This window comes from Reyranella sp. (assembly GCF_965279625.1).
Taxonomy (GTDB): domain Bacteria; phylum Pseudomonadota; class Alphaproteobacteria; order Reyranellales; family Reyranellaceae; genus Reyranella.
In genome coordinates, this window is the sequence record NZ_OZ257251.1 from 1554607 (window position 1) to 1569937 (window position 15331).

The 15331-nt window shown below is 66.1% G+C and carries 14 protein-coding genes; 5 read left to right on the plus strand and 9 right to left on the minus strand.

Annotated elements, in window-relative coordinates:
• Positions 1-41: 41 nt before the first annotated feature.
• Positions 42-806: a DODA-type extradiol aromatic ring-opening family dioxygenase gene (locus ACQY78_RS07615; RefSeq protein WP_428684263.1), complete on the minus strand. Its 765-nt coding sequence runs from the start codon at positions 804-806 to the stop codon at positions 42-44.
• A 73-nt stretch (positions 807-879) separates the two neighbouring features.
• Between ACQY78_RS07615 and ACQY78_RS07620 the strand changes: the two genes are divergently transcribed.
• Positions 880-2466 (plus strand): ABC transporter substrate-binding protein, encoded by a 1587-nt coding sequence (locus ACQY78_RS07620; RefSeq protein ID WP_428684265.1) that lies wholly within the window; start codon positions 880-882, stop codon positions 2464-2466.
• Positions 2467-2680: 214 nt separating this feature from the next.
• On the plus strand, positions 2681-4246 hold the full coding sequence (locus ACQY78_RS07625; protein WP_428684267.1) for an ABC transporter substrate-binding protein: 1566 nt from the start codon (positions 2681-2683) through the stop codon (positions 4244-4246).
• 112 nt (positions 4247-4358) lie between these two features.
• On the opposite strand, the gene ACQY78_RS07630 is transcribed toward ACQY78_RS07625, so the two are convergent.
• The gene (locus ACQY78_RS07630; RefSeq protein WP_428684269.1) at positions 4359-5306 is read right to left on the minus strand and encodes a LysR family transcriptional regulator; all 948 of its coding nucleotides are present in this window, start codon (positions 5304-5306) and stop codon (positions 4359-4361) included.
• Positions 5307-5408: 102 nt separating this feature from the next.
• Here ACQY78_RS07630 and ACQY78_RS07635 point away from each other — a divergent pair, with 102 nt between their 5' ends.
• On the plus strand, positions 5409-7070 hold the full coding sequence (locus ACQY78_RS07635; RefSeq protein WP_428684271.1) for a rhodanese-like domain-containing protein: 1662 nt from the start codon (positions 5409-5411) through the stop codon (positions 7068-7070).
• Between the two features lie 35 nt (positions 7071-7105).
• Complete coding sequence (locus ACQY78_RS07640) at positions 7106-8092, plus strand: tripartite tricarboxylate transporter substrate binding protein (RefSeq protein WP_428684273.1); 987 nt, start codon at positions 7106-7108, stop codon at positions 8090-8092.
• 66 nt (positions 8093-8158) lie between these two features.
• Here ACQY78_RS07640 and ACQY78_RS07645 read toward each other — a convergent pair whose 3' ends face one another.
• A complete protein-coding gene (locus tag ACQY78_RS07645) occupies positions 8159-8743 on the minus strand; it encodes a flavodoxin family protein (RefSeq protein WP_428684275.1) in 585 nt (194 codons plus the stop codon).
• A gap of 145 nt (positions 8744-8888) precedes the next feature.
• Between ACQY78_RS07645 and ACQY78_RS07650 the strand changes: the two genes are divergently transcribed.
• A complete protein-coding gene (locus tag ACQY78_RS07650; protein ID WP_428684277.1) occupies positions 8889-9311 on the plus strand; it encodes a winged helix-turn-helix transcriptional regulator in 423 nt (140 codons plus the stop codon).
• Between the two features lie 3 nt (positions 9312-9314).
• On the opposite strand, the gene ACQY78_RS07655 is transcribed toward ACQY78_RS07650, so the two are convergent.
• From ACQY78_RS07655 to ACQY78_RS07680, 6 genes are all read right to left on the minus strand, one after another.
• A complete protein-coding gene (locus ACQY78_RS07655) occupies positions 9315-9926 on the minus strand; it encodes a 2OG-Fe(II) oxygenase (protein ID WP_428684279.1) in 612 nt (203 codons plus the stop codon).
• Between the two features lie 245 nt (positions 9927-10171).
• Positions 10172-11737: an ABC transporter substrate-binding protein gene (locus tag ACQY78_RS07660; RefSeq protein ID WP_428684281.1), complete on the minus strand. Its 1566-nt coding sequence runs from the start codon at positions 11735-11737 to the stop codon at positions 10172-10174.
• A 273-nt stretch (positions 11738-12010) separates the two neighbouring features.
• The gene (locus tag ACQY78_RS07665) at positions 12011-13051 is read right to left on the minus strand and encodes an amidohydrolase family protein (RefSeq protein ID WP_428684283.1); all 1041 of its coding nucleotides are present in this window, start codon (positions 13049-13051) and stop codon (positions 12011-12013) included.
• 24 nt (positions 13052-13075) lie between these two features.
• A complete protein-coding gene (locus ACQY78_RS07670; protein ID WP_428684285.1) occupies positions 13076-13480 on the minus strand; it encodes an AtzH-like domain-containing protein in 405 nt (134 codons plus the stop codon).
• 2 nt (positions 13481-13482) lie between these two features.
• On the minus strand, positions 13483-14007 hold the full coding sequence (locus tag ACQY78_RS07675; RefSeq protein WP_428686339.1) for a sugar O-acetyltransferase: 525 nt from the start codon (positions 14005-14007) through the stop codon (positions 13483-13485).
• A 46-nt stretch (positions 14008-14053) separates the two neighbouring features.
• Complete coding sequence (locus tag ACQY78_RS07680; protein ID WP_428684287.1) at positions 14054-15235, minus strand: amidase; 1182 nt, start codon at positions 15233-15235, stop codon at positions 14054-14056.
• Positions 15236-15331 lie beyond the last annotated feature (96 nt).

The window sequence follows — 15331 nt, forward strand, 5'->3', positions numbered from 1 at the left end:
GAGCCCCCCGGCAACATCCAGCCGGGGGCGCATGAACGCCCCTAGCCGAACGCGTAGGCAGCCATCGACAGGTTCCCCAACGTGAAGCTTCGATGGAGTGCCCGGCCCTGCGCACCTTCGCCGGCTGTGCCGAACGCGACGTGCAGCGGCAGGAAGTGCTCGTCGGTCGGATGGGCCTCGCGAGCATACGGCGCGCGGGCACGGTAGTCGGCGAGCGCCGCCTCGTCGCCCTTCTCCAGCGTGTCGGCAAGCCAGTCGTCGAAGGCCTGCGCCCAGGGCTCGGGTTCCGAGGCGTCCTCGCTGCGCACCAGGGCGCGTAGATTGTGGATGGCGCTGCCGCTGCCCATGACCAGCACGCCCTCCTCGCGCAACGGGCTGAGCTTGCGGCCGAGCGCGATGTGGTGCGCCGGGCTGAGCGCCGGCTGCACCGAGAGCTGGAAGATCGGGATGTCGGCCTCGGGCCACGCCAGCATTGCCGGGACCCAGGCGCCGTGATCCAGCCCGCGATGATGATCGTGCGCGGCGCCTGTAAGCTTCGCGACTTTCTCGGCGAGCGCCGGCGCGCCGGGCGCGTCATAGCGCAGCTTGTAGAGCGCTTCGGGGAAGCCGTAGAAATCGTGGATCGTATCGGGCTTGCGAACGATCGACACGGCCGGCACGTCGGTGTCCCAGTGCGCCGACACCGCCACGATGGCGGTCGGGCGCGGAATTTGCTGGCCGAGGCCCGCCAGGAAGGTGCGCGCCGGCGCGTCGCTCAGGATGAGCGTCGGCGCTCCATGCGACACAAAGATCGAAGGCATCGACATGTCTTTATTCCTCTGGGGCTGCGTGGCAGCCTGTGTGCAATTGGCTCGAGTCTATCATGGGAAAGGGTACTGAATGTTGGGATTGCGGAGACGGGTCGCGCTGGCGGCTTCCATCGGACTGGCCGCGGCCATGGCCGCGGCTTCCGTGCCGGCGGCCGCCCAGACGACGCTGAGGATGGTGTCGCATGCGGACATCAAGATCCTCGACCCGATCTGGACCACGGCGCTGATCACCCGCAATCACGGCTACATGATCTACGACGTCCTGTTCGCCAAGGACGCCGACCTCAAGACCCAGCCGCAGATGGCGGAAAAGTACACCGTCTCGGACGACAAGCTCACCTGGACGATCACCTTGCGTGACGGCCTCGAATGGAGCGACGGCACCCCCGTCACGTCCGAGGATTGCATCGCCTCGATCAAGCGCTGGGGCGCCCGCGACGGCTTCGGCCAGCTCCTGCTGAAGGCGACCAAGGAGATCAAGGCGATCGACGCCAAGACCTTCGCGTTCGAGCTGAAGGAACCGTTCGGCCTTGTCGTCGACGCGCTCGGCAAGCCCTCGTCGAACGTGCCCTTCATGATGCCCAAGCGCGTCGCCGAAACCGATCCCAACAAGCAGATCGAGGACTATACCGGCTCCGGCCCCTTCGTCTTTAAGAAGGAGGAATGGAAGCCCGGCGAGAAGATCGTCTACGTCAAGAACACCAAATACAAGCCGCGCAACGAGCCGCCCTCGATGCTGGCGGGCGGCAAGGTGGCGAAGGTCGACAGGGTCGAATGGCTGGCCATCACCGATCCCAGCACGGCGGTGAACGCCCTGCTGGCCGGCGAGATCGACCTGATCGAATCGCCGGTGCCCGACCTCTTCCCGATGCTGAAGGCCGACAAGAACATCGCGCTGTTCGGCTGGAACTCGCTCGGCAGCCAGATCATCATGCGCTTCAACACGCTCCACCCGCCCTTCAACAACGTGAAGGCGCGTCAGGCGGCGATGTGGGCGCTCGCACAGGAAGACATGCTGCGCGCCCAGGTCGGCGATCCCGAAATCTACAAGGTTTGCAACGCGCCGTTCGTCTGCGGCACGACCTACGGCAAGGAATACGGCGACCTGCTGATCAAGCCCGACCTCGAGAAGGCGCGCCGGCTCCTGAAGGAGAGCGGCTATGACGGCACGCCGGTCGCCATGCTGCAGCAGACCGACCTGCAATCCTCGAACCAGGTACAGGCCGTCGCCAAGCAGCAGCTCGAGAAGGCCGGCTTCAAGATCGACCTTCTGGCGATGGACTGGCAGACCGTGGTGGCCCGGCGCGCGCGCAAGGAACCGCCGGCGCAGGGCGGCTGGAACATCTTCTTCACCACGAACATCACGCTCGATCTCGACAATCCGGGCATCAACGCCTACGCCGCCGGCACCTGCGAGAAGGCGTGGTTCGGCTGGCCGTGCGACCCCGAAATCGAGGTCCTGCGGGCCGCCTTCATCAAGGAGAGCGACCCGGCCAAGCGCAAGGAACTGGGCATCGCCATCTCGGACCGCCTGATGGACCAGGGCTTCTATGCCCCGGTCGGCCAGTACAAGGCCTTCGGCGCCTACCGCAAGGACCGCCTGAGCGGCTGGCTCGCCGGCCCCGTTCCGGTGCTCTGGAACATCAGCAAGAAATGACCGCATAGCGTCGACCCGTCACGGGAAGGGGGACCTTCGCCAGACCGGCGAAGGTCCCCTTATCGTTTCTGCAGGACGGCGATCAACCAGCCTCCGCGAGCGGTTCCTCGTGCCAGAGGCGCCTGCGGCATCGACATTGCTTTATTCCTCGTCGGGCTCGTGGCAGCCTGTGTGAAGTTAGGGTGTTGGAGAAGGGTAAAGAGTAATGCACGTAATGCGGAGATTGCGACAGGTCGCGGCCTGTCTCGCCTTGTCGACGGCTGCGGCGGCGGCCGCGGCCCCGGTGTCAGCGCAGACCCTGAAGATGGTCGCCCATTCCGATCTGAAGGTCCTGGACCCGGTCTGGACGAGCGCCTTCATCACCCGAAATCACGGCTACATGATTTACGACACGCTGTTCGCCCAGGATGCGGACCTGCGCATCCAGCCGCAGATGGTCGACAAGTATGAGGCCTCGGCCGACAAGCTGACCTGGACCTTCACCCTGCGCGATGGTCTGGAATGGCACGACGGCCAGCCGGTCACCGCCGAGGACTGCGTCGCCTCGATCAAGCGCTGGGCCGCCCGCGACCCCATCGGCCAGCAGATGACGGCCGCCCTCGCCACGCTGAAGGCCGTCGATACCAAGACCTTCCAGATCGTGCTCAAGGAGCCGTTCGGCCTCGTCCTCGAGGCCCTGGGCAAGCCCTCTACCTTCATGATGCCCAAGAAGGTCGCCGAAACCGACCCGTTCAAGCAGATCGACGACTACACCGGCTCCGGCCCGTTCATCTTCAAGAAGGACGAATGGAAGCCCGGCGAGAAGGTCGTCTACGTCAAGAACACAAAGTACAAGCCGCGCGCCGAGCCGCCCTCGATGCTGGCCGGCGGCAAGGTGGTGAAGGTCGACCGCGTCGAATGGCTGGCGATCTCCGACCCGAGTACGGCGGTCAATGCCCTCACCCAGGGCGAGATCGACCTGATCGAACTTCCGGTGCCCGATCTCTTCCCGCTGCTGAAGGCTGACAAGAACATCGAGCTCTACGGTTGGAACGCGCAGGGCAGCCAGATCATCATGCGCCTCAACCACCTCCACCCGCCGTTCAACAACCTGAAGGCGCGACAGGCCGCGATGTATGCGATCGCCCAGGAGGATTTCCTGCGCGCGCAGATCGGCGACCCCGAGATCTACCGGGTCTGCAACGCGCCGCTGGTGTGCGGCTCGCCCTACGAGAAGAGCTACGGCAACCTGCTGATCAAGCCCGACCTCGAGAAGGCGCGCCAGCTCCTCAAGGAAAGCGGCTATGACGGTACACCGGTCGTCATGATGCACGCGACCGACCTGCTCTCCGCCAACCAGCTTCCGCCGGTCGGCAAGCAGGCGCTCGAGAAGGTCGGCTTCAAGGTCGACCTGCAGTCGATGGACTGGCAGACAGTCGTGACCCGCCGCGCCAAGAAGGATCCGCCGGCGCAGGGCGGCTGGAACATCTTCTACACGACGACCGTCGCGGTCGGTACCGAAAGCCCGGCCGGCAATTCCTTCACCAGCGGCGGCTGCGAGAAGGCCTGGTTCGGCTGGCCGTGCGATCCCGAGATGGAGAAGCTTCGCTCGTCCTACGCCAGGGAAGTCGACCCCGCCAAGCGGAAGGAGGTCGCCATGGCCGTCTCGGACCGGGTGATGGATCAGGCCACCTACATCGTGCTCGGCCAGTACAAGGCATTCGGCGCCTACCGCAAGGACAGCATCAGCGGCTGGCTGCCCGGCCCCGTGCCGGTGATGTGGAACATCACCAAGAAGTAGCGCAGCGAACCCGACGGCCCCCGGCGAGGGGCCGCTTCGCCGTCCGAACGGGGACCTCGCCGCAAGGCGATGGTCCCCGGTTTCGTATCGGAATGCGGGCCGGATGCGCTCGTCAGCGCACGGCGCGGCGCGCACTCCGATGCGTTGCCGCCAGGGTGGCGGGATCCGGAAATTCTGCCGCTACGGCTCGCGCCACGGCGGCGAAGGCTTCGGCCGCCGGCGACAGGGTGAACTGGGAGCGCGTGAGCAGGCCGATGTCGCGCCAGGCGCGGGGCTGCTCCACCACCCGGACCACCGCCCCGCCCAGATCCATGCTGCGCAGTGCCAGGCTCGGCAGGACGGCATAGCCCAGGCCCGCGCGCACCAGGCCGACGGCGGTGGTGAGCGAGTCGAGGACATAAGTCGGCTCGATGTCGACGCCGACCGACGCGGCGGCGCGGTCGGCATGGACGCGAACACTCGACTGGTTGGTCACCAGGATGGAATTGAAGCGCGCCAGAGCCTTCCAGGTCACGGTCGGGCGCGCGGCAAGCGGATGCTGGGTGTGCAGCAACGCCACCAGGCAGTCGCGCGTCAGCGCCTCGAAGCCGAGCTGCTCGTCGGGTTGCAGCAACAGGCCGAGGCCGATCTCGGCCTGGCCGCTGCGCACCCGCTCGGCAAAGCCGACCGCCTGCGCCTCGTGGAACACCAGCTTGATCCCCGGATAGGCCTCGGCGAACCGCGACAGGGTCGGCGGCAGCAGGCTGCAGCCCACCGAGGGCACGAAGGCGAGATTGAGCGTGCCCTGGCGCGCCTCGCGGAAATCCTCGGCGCGGCGGCAGGTCTCCTCGAGTTGCTGGAGCGTGCGCTGGGCGCTCTGCAGGATCTCGCGGCCGGCTTCGGTGAGTTCGACCCGCCGCGTCGTGCGCCGGAACAGCGCCATGCCCACTTCTTCCTCGAGCTGGCGGATCAGCAACGAGTAGCCGGGCTGGGTGATGCCCATGCGAGCCGCCGCCTCGGAGAACGAGGCGAACTGCGCCCCGAGGGTAAAAGCGCGCAATTGACGGATGGTCAAATTCATACCGATTCCAAATCAGTTCATATCATATTTATATTTTCCTTATCCATCGGCGGCGATCAGGATTTGCCCAGATCCTCTTCCTTCCAAGATTGGCTTGCCGCGATGAACACCGCCAAAGACCCCGCCCCGAAGGGCGCCTCGTCCTGGCCGCGTTTCGACGCCGCCCGCGTCCATGCGCTGCTGAGCGAAAGTGCGGAATTCGCTTTCCTGGACGTGCGCGAGGAAGGGCTGTTCAACTCCGGCCATCCGCTGACGATCGTGTCCGCACCGCTCAGCCACATGGAGACGCGGATGGCGGCCCTCGTGCCGAGACGTGCGACCCGCATCATCCTCATGGACCAGAGCGACGACGGTCTGGCCGAGCGCGCCGCCCGGCGCCTCGCGGGCTGGGGCTATACCGACATTTCCATCCTGAAGGACGGGCTGGAAGGCTGGCGCAAGGCAGGCCTCGAAGTGTTTGCCGGCATCTACGTGCCCAGCAAGGCGTTCGGTGAATTCGTCGAGCATCGCTACGACACGCCGGCCATCGATGCCCAGGAACTGCGCCGCTGGATCGACCAGGGCAAGGACATGCTGATCCTGGACAGCCGGCCCTACACGGAGTTCCACAATTACAGCCTGCCCGGCGGCATCGATTGTCCCGGCGCCGAGCTGGTGCACCGCGTGTTCGATCTGATCGAGCGCGAGGACACCACCATCGTGGTGAATTGCGCCGGCCGCACACGCGGCATCATCGGCGCACAATCGCTGATCAATGCCGGACTGAAGAACCCGGTGGTCTGCGTGCGCAACGGCACGGCGGGCTGGCATCTCAGCGGCGAGACCATGGCTCGCGGCAGCCGCACCGTCGCGCCACCGCCCTCGCCCAAGGGGCTGGTGGCCGCGATCGAGGCCTCGCTGCGCGTGTCGAAGCGCTTCGGCGTACGCGAGATCGACGCGGCGGGGCTGCGCGACCTGCAGGCCGACCCGGCGCGCTCGCTCCACTTCTTCGACGTGCGCACCCCCGAGGAATACGAGGCCGGGCACATCGAGGATGCGCGCAGCGCACCCGGCGGCCAGCTCATCCAGTCGACCGACCACTATGTCGGCACGCGCAACGCCCGCCTCGTCCTGTGCGACGACAACGGCGTGCGCGCGCGCATGACGGCGTCGTGGCTGAACCAGCTCGGCTGGACCGAGGTGTTCGTGCTGACCGGCGGCCTGAGCGCTTGCGGCGGTGCGCTGGAGAAGGGTCCCGAGGCGGTCGAGCTCCTGCCCCCGGACACCGCGAGCGGAGTCGAGCGGATCAACGTCCTCGAACTGCATCGCCTGGTCACGGCCGGCGAGGCCGTTGTGGTCGACCTGGCCAACAGCCTGCGCTTCCGCGCCCGTCATATCCCGGGGGCCTGGTTCGCGGTGCGCTCGCGGCTGGAGGATGGGCTGGCGCAGGTCACGGCCGGCACCCCCAAGGCGAAGCGGCTGGTGCTGACCTCCGACGATGGCACGTTCGCGACCATTGCGGCGTCCGATGCCGCGGCTGCGGCGCGCCTGCCGGTCTCGCTCCTCGACGGCGGCACGGCCGCCTGGGCCGCCGCCGGCCTGCCGTTGGCCAGCGGGCTCGAGAACATGACCTCCCCGACCGACGACGTCTGGTACAGCCCCTACGACTACGACGACCTGCGCAAATCGATGACGGACTATCTCACCTGGGAGATCGACCTCATCCAGCAGATCGAAAAGGACCAGAGCCTGCAGTTCCGTTACTTCCCGCCGGCCGCCCTCTGAGACCGGTCCCGCGCGTCGATACGAGGTCACATCGCATGAGCATCGAAGACATCAAACTGGGCCGCCGCCTCGCGCTGTCGGCGTTGGCGCTGGGACTCGCCGCGCCGCGCAGCGGCTTCGCACAGGCGGGCGCCTATCCGTCGCGCGCGATCAAGCTGATGGTCGGCTATCCGCCCGGCGGGGGCGCCGACATCTTGGCGCGCATCGTCGCCAACAAGCTCAGCCCGCTGATGGGCCAGCCGGTGGTCGTGGAGAACCGGCCCGGCGCCGGTTCCACCATCGCCGCCGCCAGCCTCGCGAGCGCGCCGGCCGACGGCTACACGCTGCTCCTCGCCGAGTCGGGCATCCTCGTCGGCACCGCCATCTACGACAAGGTGGCCTACGATCCGATCACGCTCGCCCCGATCGCCGCATTGGGCGACCTGCCCTACTCGCTCGTGGTGAACCCGGCTTTCCCCGCCAAGACCACGCGAGAACTCATCGACGTGCTGAAGGCCAATCCCGGCAAGTACAGCTATGCCTCGCCGGGCGTCGGCAACATTGCCCATCTCAGCGCCGAGATGTTCCAGAAGGAGGCGGGCGTCCAGATCGTCCACGTCCCCTACAAGGGTGGCACGCCGGCGCTGGCCGACCTCGTGAGCGGACAGATCCCGATCTGCTTCGTCAGCCTGCCACCGGCCCTGGCGCTGGCCCGCAGCGGCAAGCTGCGCCTGCTGGCCGTGACCTCGGCCAAGCGCTCGCCGGCCGCGCCCGACACGCCCACCATCAGCGAGACGCTGCCGGGCTTCAATTCGGTGGCCAGCATCTTCGTGCTGGCGCCGCCAGGCACGCCCGCCGCCATCGTCGATCGGGTCAACGCCGCGCTGCGCGACGTGATGGCGATGCCCGACGTGACGGCCGACTTCGTGGCCCAAGGCGCCACGGTCGAAACCAGCAGCCCTCAGCAGCTCTCCGCGCTGATCAGGCAGGAGCTGGCGTCGTGGAACTCGATCGTCAAATCCGCCAACATCCGCATGGAGTGAGGCGGCGGAAAACCACCGACCGCACCTCGCGGGCGATCGGTGGCCTCCTGCCGGCGCAACGATGCCCTAAGCTGCCCGCGCGAGCGGCTCTTCGTGCCACCGCTGCGTGGCCTCGGCGACGCGGCGACCGAGCGCCTCGAAGGTCTTGAAGTCGCTCGCGCCGATGCCCTCGACGCCCTGGTCGGCATTGGCCTGCGCCATCGCCCCGATCGACGCACCGACCCGGTTGAGGTCGGCACTGGAGCCCTTCGAATGGTTGTTGCCCGGCGGCAGGCCGAGGCCGACCCAGACCATGCCGTGCTGAACCGCGAGCGTGAGCAGCTGGTAGAGCGTGTTGTGCTTGTCGCCGTTCCACGAGGCCGAGACGGTGAAGCCCGCGGCGAGCTTGTTGCGCCACCTGCCCTCCATCCAGCGGCTCGACGTCCAGTCCTTGAACTTTGCGAAATCCGCCGACACGCCGCCCATGTAGGTCGGGCTGCCGAAGACGATGGCATCGGCGGCGTCGAGCTCGGCCCCGCGGGCCTCCGCCTCGGCAACCGGGATGAGGCTGACGACGGTGCCCGGAACCGCTCGCGCACCGGTGGCCACGGCCTCGGCGAGCGCCTGCGTATGGCCATAGCCGGAGTGATAGACGATGGCGACATTTGTCATGATGGCTTCCAATCCTTTGATTTTACTGAAGAAACATCTTGGGTGTTTCTCCAGATCAGTTGCTTACACAAAGTGACTGGAAACATCTGGGATGGCCGCTATATATTCTCCAGTAGGTACCAAATCGTAACCTAAAGGTTTTTCCATGAGCACGTCGACCCCCGCCACCGCCGCCCAGGCCAAGGAAAGCGTCAGCTGCCCGATGGACTTCATCCTGCGCATGCTGATGGGGCCGTGGACGACCTACATCCTCTACAACCTGCGCACCCACGGGCCGCAGCGCTTCGGCGAGCTGAAGCGCCGGGTGTCGGGCATCTCGGCCAAGATGCTGACCGAGCGCCTGCGCACTCTGGAAGGCGCGGCGCTGGTCAAGCGCGACTACGAAGCGACCATCCCGCCCAAGGTCACCTATTCCCTCACTAAGCGAGGCGGCGAGCTGGACGAGGTCATGGACCGGCTGGCCGAGATCGCCATCCGCTGGGAAGCCGAGGACGCCGCCAAGCGCAATGGCCGATTGATCGAGCCGAAAGTGCCTGAGAAGGCGGCGGTGCTGCAGGCGGCAGAGTAACGGTCAGCCGCACAGCCAGATGTTCACGGCAAAGCGGCCATCGCCAAAGGCGCCCTCGGGGCAGGAGACGTGCTCGACCTCGTGACGCGCCGTCGAGGGGAAGACGAGCAGACTGTCGTGCTTCGGCTCGACGTCGATCGTCTGGCCACCGCCTAGGTCGAAGAGCCGGAGCCGGCCGCCCGTGAAGCGGCGTGGCTCGCGGTGGAAGTAATAAACCATGGTGAGGCGCCGGCGGCCGCCGGGCGTGTACTGGTCGCCGGTGAACGTGTCGGTGTGCGGCCGGTAGAAGGCGCCATCGCCATGCGCCACCATTTCCATCTGCGTACTGTTGGGCGGCGTCTGGGCCATCTGGAAAGCCGTCTCCAGCTCCGCCTGCAGCGCCAGCGCCTTGCGCCGGAGTGGCTGGGCGAACGCACCCAGATCCTTCAGGACGGCGGATTGTCGGGTCAGCGTTTCGAGACGGCCGGTGCCCTCATGGGCAAGACGTGTCGGCGTGAACCAGGCTTCGGCGGCGAGCGCGTAGGCGAGCAATTGCGCCGAGTGGACCTCGCCCAGCCATCCCGAGAAGATCCGATGGGGCGGAAACCGCCCTTCGAGGAATGACGGCTCCGACATCCACCAGCTTTCGGCGCATTAACCGATTCCTGCAAGACATTGTTTTAGAACGGCAATCTGAGCACCAATGAAGCACTGCCTGAGGCTATTAATGTAAAACATCAGAAAGACTCGTTAACCTCAGCGAGTGGGACGAGCCTCTAGACCGGCTACCTAAGGTGAAAACTGAGCTGGCTGGCCAGCCCAGAATTCACCCAGAATATTAAGTGAGGCCAATCCATCCTCGTTGAAGCGGGGATATTTTCCTACTTCTTCGTCACGCCCCAGAAGACGACGACCGGCGGAGGCGGGTCGAGCGTTCCGATGTTCGAGCGGACCGCACTGACCCCAAACCATTCGCCGAGCGGCACGTGTGTCACGACCTTGATGGCGCGTTCCTGGACAGCGGTGGCGGCGGCTTTCTTTTCGGCTTCCGTAGAGGCCTGGATGTACTTGTCGCGCAGCTTCTCGAGTTCCTCGTCACAGGGCCAGCCGGAACGGGCCTTGTCGCAGCTTGCGATCAGGAAGGGCGTCATCAGCGGGTCGAGGATGTCGACCTGCGACCAGCTCGTGGAGAACGCGTTCCAGCCCCCCTCGGAAACCGGCACCTTCTTGGCCAGACGGACAATCACGCTCTGCCAGTCCATCGAAATCATGTCGACCTTGAAGCCGGCCCGCTCGAGCAGCGACTTGGCCACCGGGCCGAGCTGCTTGATGACGCCGAGGTCGGTCGGCGCCAGCAGGGTCACGGGCGTGCCGTCGTAGCCGGCTTCCGCCAGCAGCGCCTTGGCCTTGGCAGCATTGCCCTCGACCAGCCCGGCCATGCCGGCATCCGTCGCCAGCGGCGAGCCGCAGGTGAACATCGCCTTGCAGGTCTGCCAGAAGCGCTTGTCGCCGATATTGGCCTGCAGGAAGTCCTCCTGGTTGAGGGCAAGTGCGGCGGCCTGACGGACCTTCTCGTTGTTGAAGGGCGGCAGCAGCCAGTTCGGCCGGAAGGCGTACTGGTTGGAAACGCGTCCCTTGATGACGCGTATGCCCTTGTCCTTCTCGATCAGCGGCAGATGATCGGACGAAACGCCCTCGAGGTAGTCGATCTCACCGTTCAGCAGCGCGTTGACCTGGGTCTCGGCGTCCGGGATCCACACCCACTCGACCCGATCGACCTTCACCACCTTGCCGCCGGACAGACCCGACATCGGCTCGGCGCGCGGCTTGTACTTGGCGAACTTGGTATAGACGAGCTTCTCGCCAGGCTTCCATTCGTCTTTCTTGAACACGAACGGACCGGAGCCGATGTACTCCTCGATCTGCTTGAACGGGTCGGTCTCGGCGATGCGCTTGGGCATCATGAAGGGCACGACGACCGAAGGCTTGCCCAGCGACTCGATGACCGCCCCGAACTTCTCCTTCAGCACGATCTGGAAGGTCTTGGGATCGACGACCTTATATTCCTTCAGGGCCTGCGCCATCTTCAGGCCCATCGCATCGCGGGCAGACCAACGCTTCAGCGAGGCGATGCAATCCTCGGCCGTTACCGGCTGGCCATCGTGCCATTCCAGCCCGTCGCGCAGCTTGAAGGTCCAGACGAGTCCGTCGTCGCTCGTGGTCCAGGTGTCGACCATCTGCGGCTTCACCTGGAACTTCTCGTCCATGGCGAAAAGCACGTCGTAGAGCATGTAGCCGTGATTGCGCGTGATGTAGGCGCCGCTCCAAATCGGATCGAGCACCTTCACGTCGGAGTGCATGACCACCTTGAGCGTCTGCGCCGAGACGACCGGCGCGGCGGATACGGTGGCAAGGGCAGCGACGGCGGAGAATAGGAAACGACGCATGAATGGGCCCCAATGAACAACGCGAGGGCCAAAATTCTAGGGCGAGTTCACAGCATATGTCAGTGCGATAGAGCCTGTTGGATGAAAAAGAAACTTCCTCCGGCGAAACGCGGCGCGCGATTCCTGACACGCTTCTTGCAAGCCATACCGTCGTCTCGAGCGAAGCGCCGCAGGCGCTTCGCAAGGCTCCGGGACCTCTTTTCGATGCACAGTCTGTCGAAGCGAAAAGAGGTCCTTCGACTAGGCTGCGCTCCGCTCAGCACGCGGGTGTGTCTAAAGCGCCAGCCCGTAGACCCGCGTCGCCGTGCCCGAGAACAAGGCCTTCTTCTCCGACGCCGAAGCACCGGACGACAGTCGCTTGAAGGCGTTCCAGAGGACGCCATAGCCCGAGGTGATCTTGTCGACCGGGAAGTTGCTCTCGTACATGCAGCGGTCGACGCCGAACAGGCCGATCGTGGTCTCAACCCACGGCCTGAACGCCTCGGCCAGTTCCTGCGAGCCCGGGGGCATCGGACGACGATAGAAATCGAAGAAGCCCATCGCCATGCCGAGCCCGCCGACCTTCACCACGATGTTGGGACGCTTCGCCAGCTCGGCCATCGACGTCCTCCAGGCCGCACGCACCTCGTCGTGACGGCCGGCATACCCGGCATATCCGAGCGGCCCACCGACATGGTCGAGGATGATCGTCGTGTTGGGGAAGGCATCTGCCAGTTCGGCGATCTCGAGGATCTGCGGATGGTAGAGCCAGGCGTCGAACGTCAGGTCGCGCTTCGCCAGTTCACGGAAGCCCTCGCGCCAGGTCAGGTCGCGGGTCTGCTCGGGCGGCGGATCGTTGCGGGAGTTGCGGATGCCCGGATCGGCGTCCCAGCCGGTCTGGTGGCGGATGCCCTTGAAGCGGCCGTTGCCGGCGGCGATCTGGGCGTCGAACACGTCGCCCGCCTTTTCGCCGAGGCGCAGGTCGACATGGCCGACGATCCCGGCGCAGGCGCGCAAGTCCCCATAGAGACCCGACGCGCTCATCGCCGCGACGCCGTTGGCGAACTCGGTCTCGCCGATGCAGCGCAGCTCGGCAGGCCCGTCCTTGCGATACATCGAATGGCAATCGACGAACACCGTGCCCACGATCCTGTGGCCGGTCCGGGTGTCGGCCAGCAGGTCGTGGAACAGATAGTCGTTGCCGGTGCGCTGCCAGAGATGGTGATGCGGATCGACGATCGGCAGATCAGGCTCGAGCGCGGGCTCGCTCACCTTGGCCACCCAGGCGGGATCGGGATTCATCACATTGCCAAGGCTCTCGCCGGGCTGGGACATCGTTTCCTCCCTCGCAAGCGCTCGTTAGTGGATCGGCTCTTCGGCGATCATCGAGACGTGAGCGTGGACGACCTTCCAGCCGACGTCGGGCAGGCGCACCCAGGTCTGCGTCTGCCGGCCGGTCATCTCCCTGCCGCGCACCTTGTAGACCAGCGAGACCGTCGCGATGTCGCGGCCCAGGGTGACGATGTCGAGTCGCAGCCGCTTTTCCTTGGAGCCGGGCCCCGGCGGACGGGCGACGCGAAAGGCATGGATGCGGTCGAAGCCGTAACCATGTTCGTGGTTGGCGAGACGGATCGTGTGCGGGCTGTTCCAGAAGGTGGCGTCGAGCACCTCCACGTTCTTGTCGATCAACGCCTGCTCGTAGCGTTCGAACAATTCGCGCACCTCGGCCACGACTTCGGGAATATTCGGCGTCAGATCCGTCACGCTCACCTCACTCTTGCTGGATTGCCCACGACAGTAGCACCCGCCGGCACGTCGCGGGTCACGACGGCGCCGGCGCCCACGATCACCTCGTCACCGATGGTGACGCCCGGCAGCACGAGGGCGCCGCCGCCGATCCAGACATCGGCGCCGATCTTCACCGGCCGCCCGAATTCCAGGCCGGCGCGACGCTGCGCGGGATCACGCGGATGGTCCGCGGTCAGGATCTGCACGCCGGGCCCAATCTGCGTGCGGTCGCCGATCCTGACCTTCACCACGTCGAGGATGATGCAGTTGAAGTTGAGGAACACGCCCTTGCCGAGGCTGATGTTGTAGCCGTAGTCGCAATGGAAGGGCGGCCGGATGTAGGCGCCCTCGCCCACCTCGGCCAGCATCTCGCGCAGCAGCGCCGGATAGTTCTTCTGCGTGGCCGCGATCGAGGCGTTGTAGCGATCCATCCATTCGGCGACACGGCGCGCGTCGGCAGCCAGCTCCTCGCCGGTCGCGACGTAGAGCTCGCCCGCCAGCATCTTCTGCTTTTCGCTCGCCAAGACGCCTCCTTCTCGAAGGCGCGGATCAGCCCGCCGCCTTCTCCATCGCGCGGGCGACGGCCACCAGGGTCGCATCGCTGCCACGCGGACCGATGATGGACAGGCCGACCGGCAGACCGTCAACCGTCGTGGCGCCGGGCAGATTGACCTGCGGAAAGCCCGCCAGCCCGCCCTGCGCGCAGAGGCAGGTGATACGGTCGCGCAACGGGTCCAGCACCGAAAGCGGCAGCCCGACCTTGGGCGCCGGAAACGGCGTGGTCGGCAGGCAGAGGATGGTGCCGGCCGGCAGCAGATACTTCATGCGGCTGCGCGCTTCCTGGCGCATCAGGTTGGCCCAGACCTTGTCGCCCTCGGGGATCATCGAGCCGGTCACCAGCGCCTTGGCGACCGAGAAGGCGAAGCGAGGATTGCGCTCGTCGAGCCAGCTCCTGAACGTCGCATAGGCTTCGGCGGGCTGCAGCGTGCGCTGTGCGCGCGACCAGACCGACAGGCCCTGCGGCGCCATGATCTCTTCGCGGCTCGAACCGATGAGGGCGGCGAGCTTCTTCACCATCGGCTGAAGCGCCTCCGACGTGTCGGCATCGGCGAAGCCGAAAGCGTCGACCGCGACGACGAGCTTCGCGGGCAACGCCGTCGGAATCTCCTCGCCAAGCATCACGGCGCAGACCTTCGCGAAGGTCTCGGCGTCGCGGGCGAACCATCCGGTCGTATCGGAGGTCGGCGCCTGGGGCAGCATGCCGGTCACGTCGACGCGGCCGTGCGTCGGGCGGATGCCGTAGAGCCCGCAGAAGCTGGAAGGCACGCGCACCGAGCCGCCGGTATCGGTTCCGAGTGCGGTATCGCAGATCCCCGCGGCTACCGCGGCAGCAGAGCCCGAGGACGAACCGCCCGGCACGCGACCGGGAGCACGGACGTTCTTCGGGGTACCGTCGAAGGCGTTCTCGCCCAGGATGCCGAGCGAGACTTCGTCGGTGATGGTTTTGCCGATCAGGGTCGCGCCGGCATCGAGCAGCGTCTGCACCGCCCAGGAATGCTTGTCGGGGATGGGACGCCCGGTGGGCCAGTCGTGGTTGCCGCCACCGGTCGCCACGCCCGCGACCGCGAAGACGTCCTTGGCCGCGAAGGTGAGGCCCGACAGCGGACCGCCGGCACGGCCCTCGATATGCACACGCGGTCCGGGAACAAAGGCGCCGATCTCGTCAGTCATGGAACGCTACTCGCAATCGTTGTCATCGCGGGCGGGGTAACCCCGCCCTGGAGCGCAGCGAAGGATCTCCCGTCCGCTACGCATTCTCTGGCCGCC

Bases quoted from the DNA above. Each gene is read 5' to 3' on its own strand.
- ACQY78_RS07615 (WP_428684263.1), bottom strand. From the start codon at position 806: ATGTCGATGCCTTCGATCTTTGTGTCGCATGGAGCGCCGACGCTCATC.
- ACQY78_RS07620 (WP_428684265.1), top strand. From the start codon at position 880: ATGTTGGGATTGCGGAGACGGGTCGCGCTGGCGGCTTCCATCGGACTG.
- ACQY78_RS07625 (WP_428684267.1), top strand. From the start codon at position 2,681: ATGCGGAGATTGCGACAGGTCGCGGCCTGTCTCGCCTTGTCGACGGCT.
- ACQY78_RS07630 (WP_428684269.1), bottom strand. From the start codon at position 5,306: ATGAATTTGACCATCCGTCAATTGCGCGCTTTTACCCTCGGGGCGCAG.
- ACQY78_RS07635 (WP_428684271.1), top strand. From the start codon at position 5,409: ATGAACACCGCCAAAGACCCCGCCCCGAAGGGCGCCTCGTCCTGGCCG.
- ACQY78_RS07640 (WP_428684273.1), top strand. From the start codon at position 7,106: ATGAGCATCGAAGACATCAAACTGGGCCGCCGCCTCGCGCTGTCGGCG.
- ACQY78_RS07645 (WP_428684275.1), bottom strand. From the start codon at position 8,743: ATGACAAATGTCGCCATCGTCTATCACTCCGGCTATGGCCATACGCAG.
- ACQY78_RS07650 (WP_428684277.1), top strand. From the start codon at position 8,889: ATGAGCACGTCGACCCCCGCCACCGCCGCCCAGGCCAAGGAAAGCGTC.
- ACQY78_RS07655 (WP_428684279.1), bottom strand. From the start codon at position 9,926: ATGTCGGAGCCGTCATTCCTCGAAGGGCGGTTTCCGCCCCATCGGATC.
- ACQY78_RS07660 (WP_428684281.1), bottom strand. From the start codon at position 11,737: ATGCGTCGTTTCCTATTCTCCGCCGTCGCTGCCCTTGCCACCGTATCC.
- ACQY78_RS07665 (WP_428684283.1), bottom strand. From the start codon at position 13,051: ATGTCCCAGCCCGGCGAGAGCCTTGGCAATGTGATGAATCCCGATCCC.
- ACQY78_RS07675 (WP_428686339.1), bottom strand. From the start codon at position 14,007: ATGCTGGCGGGCGAGCTCTACGTCGCGACCGGCGAGGAGCTGGCTGCC.
- ACQY78_RS07680 (WP_428684287.1), bottom strand. From the start codon at position 15,235: ATGACTGACGAGATCGGCGCCTTTGTTCCCGGACCGCGTGTGCATATC.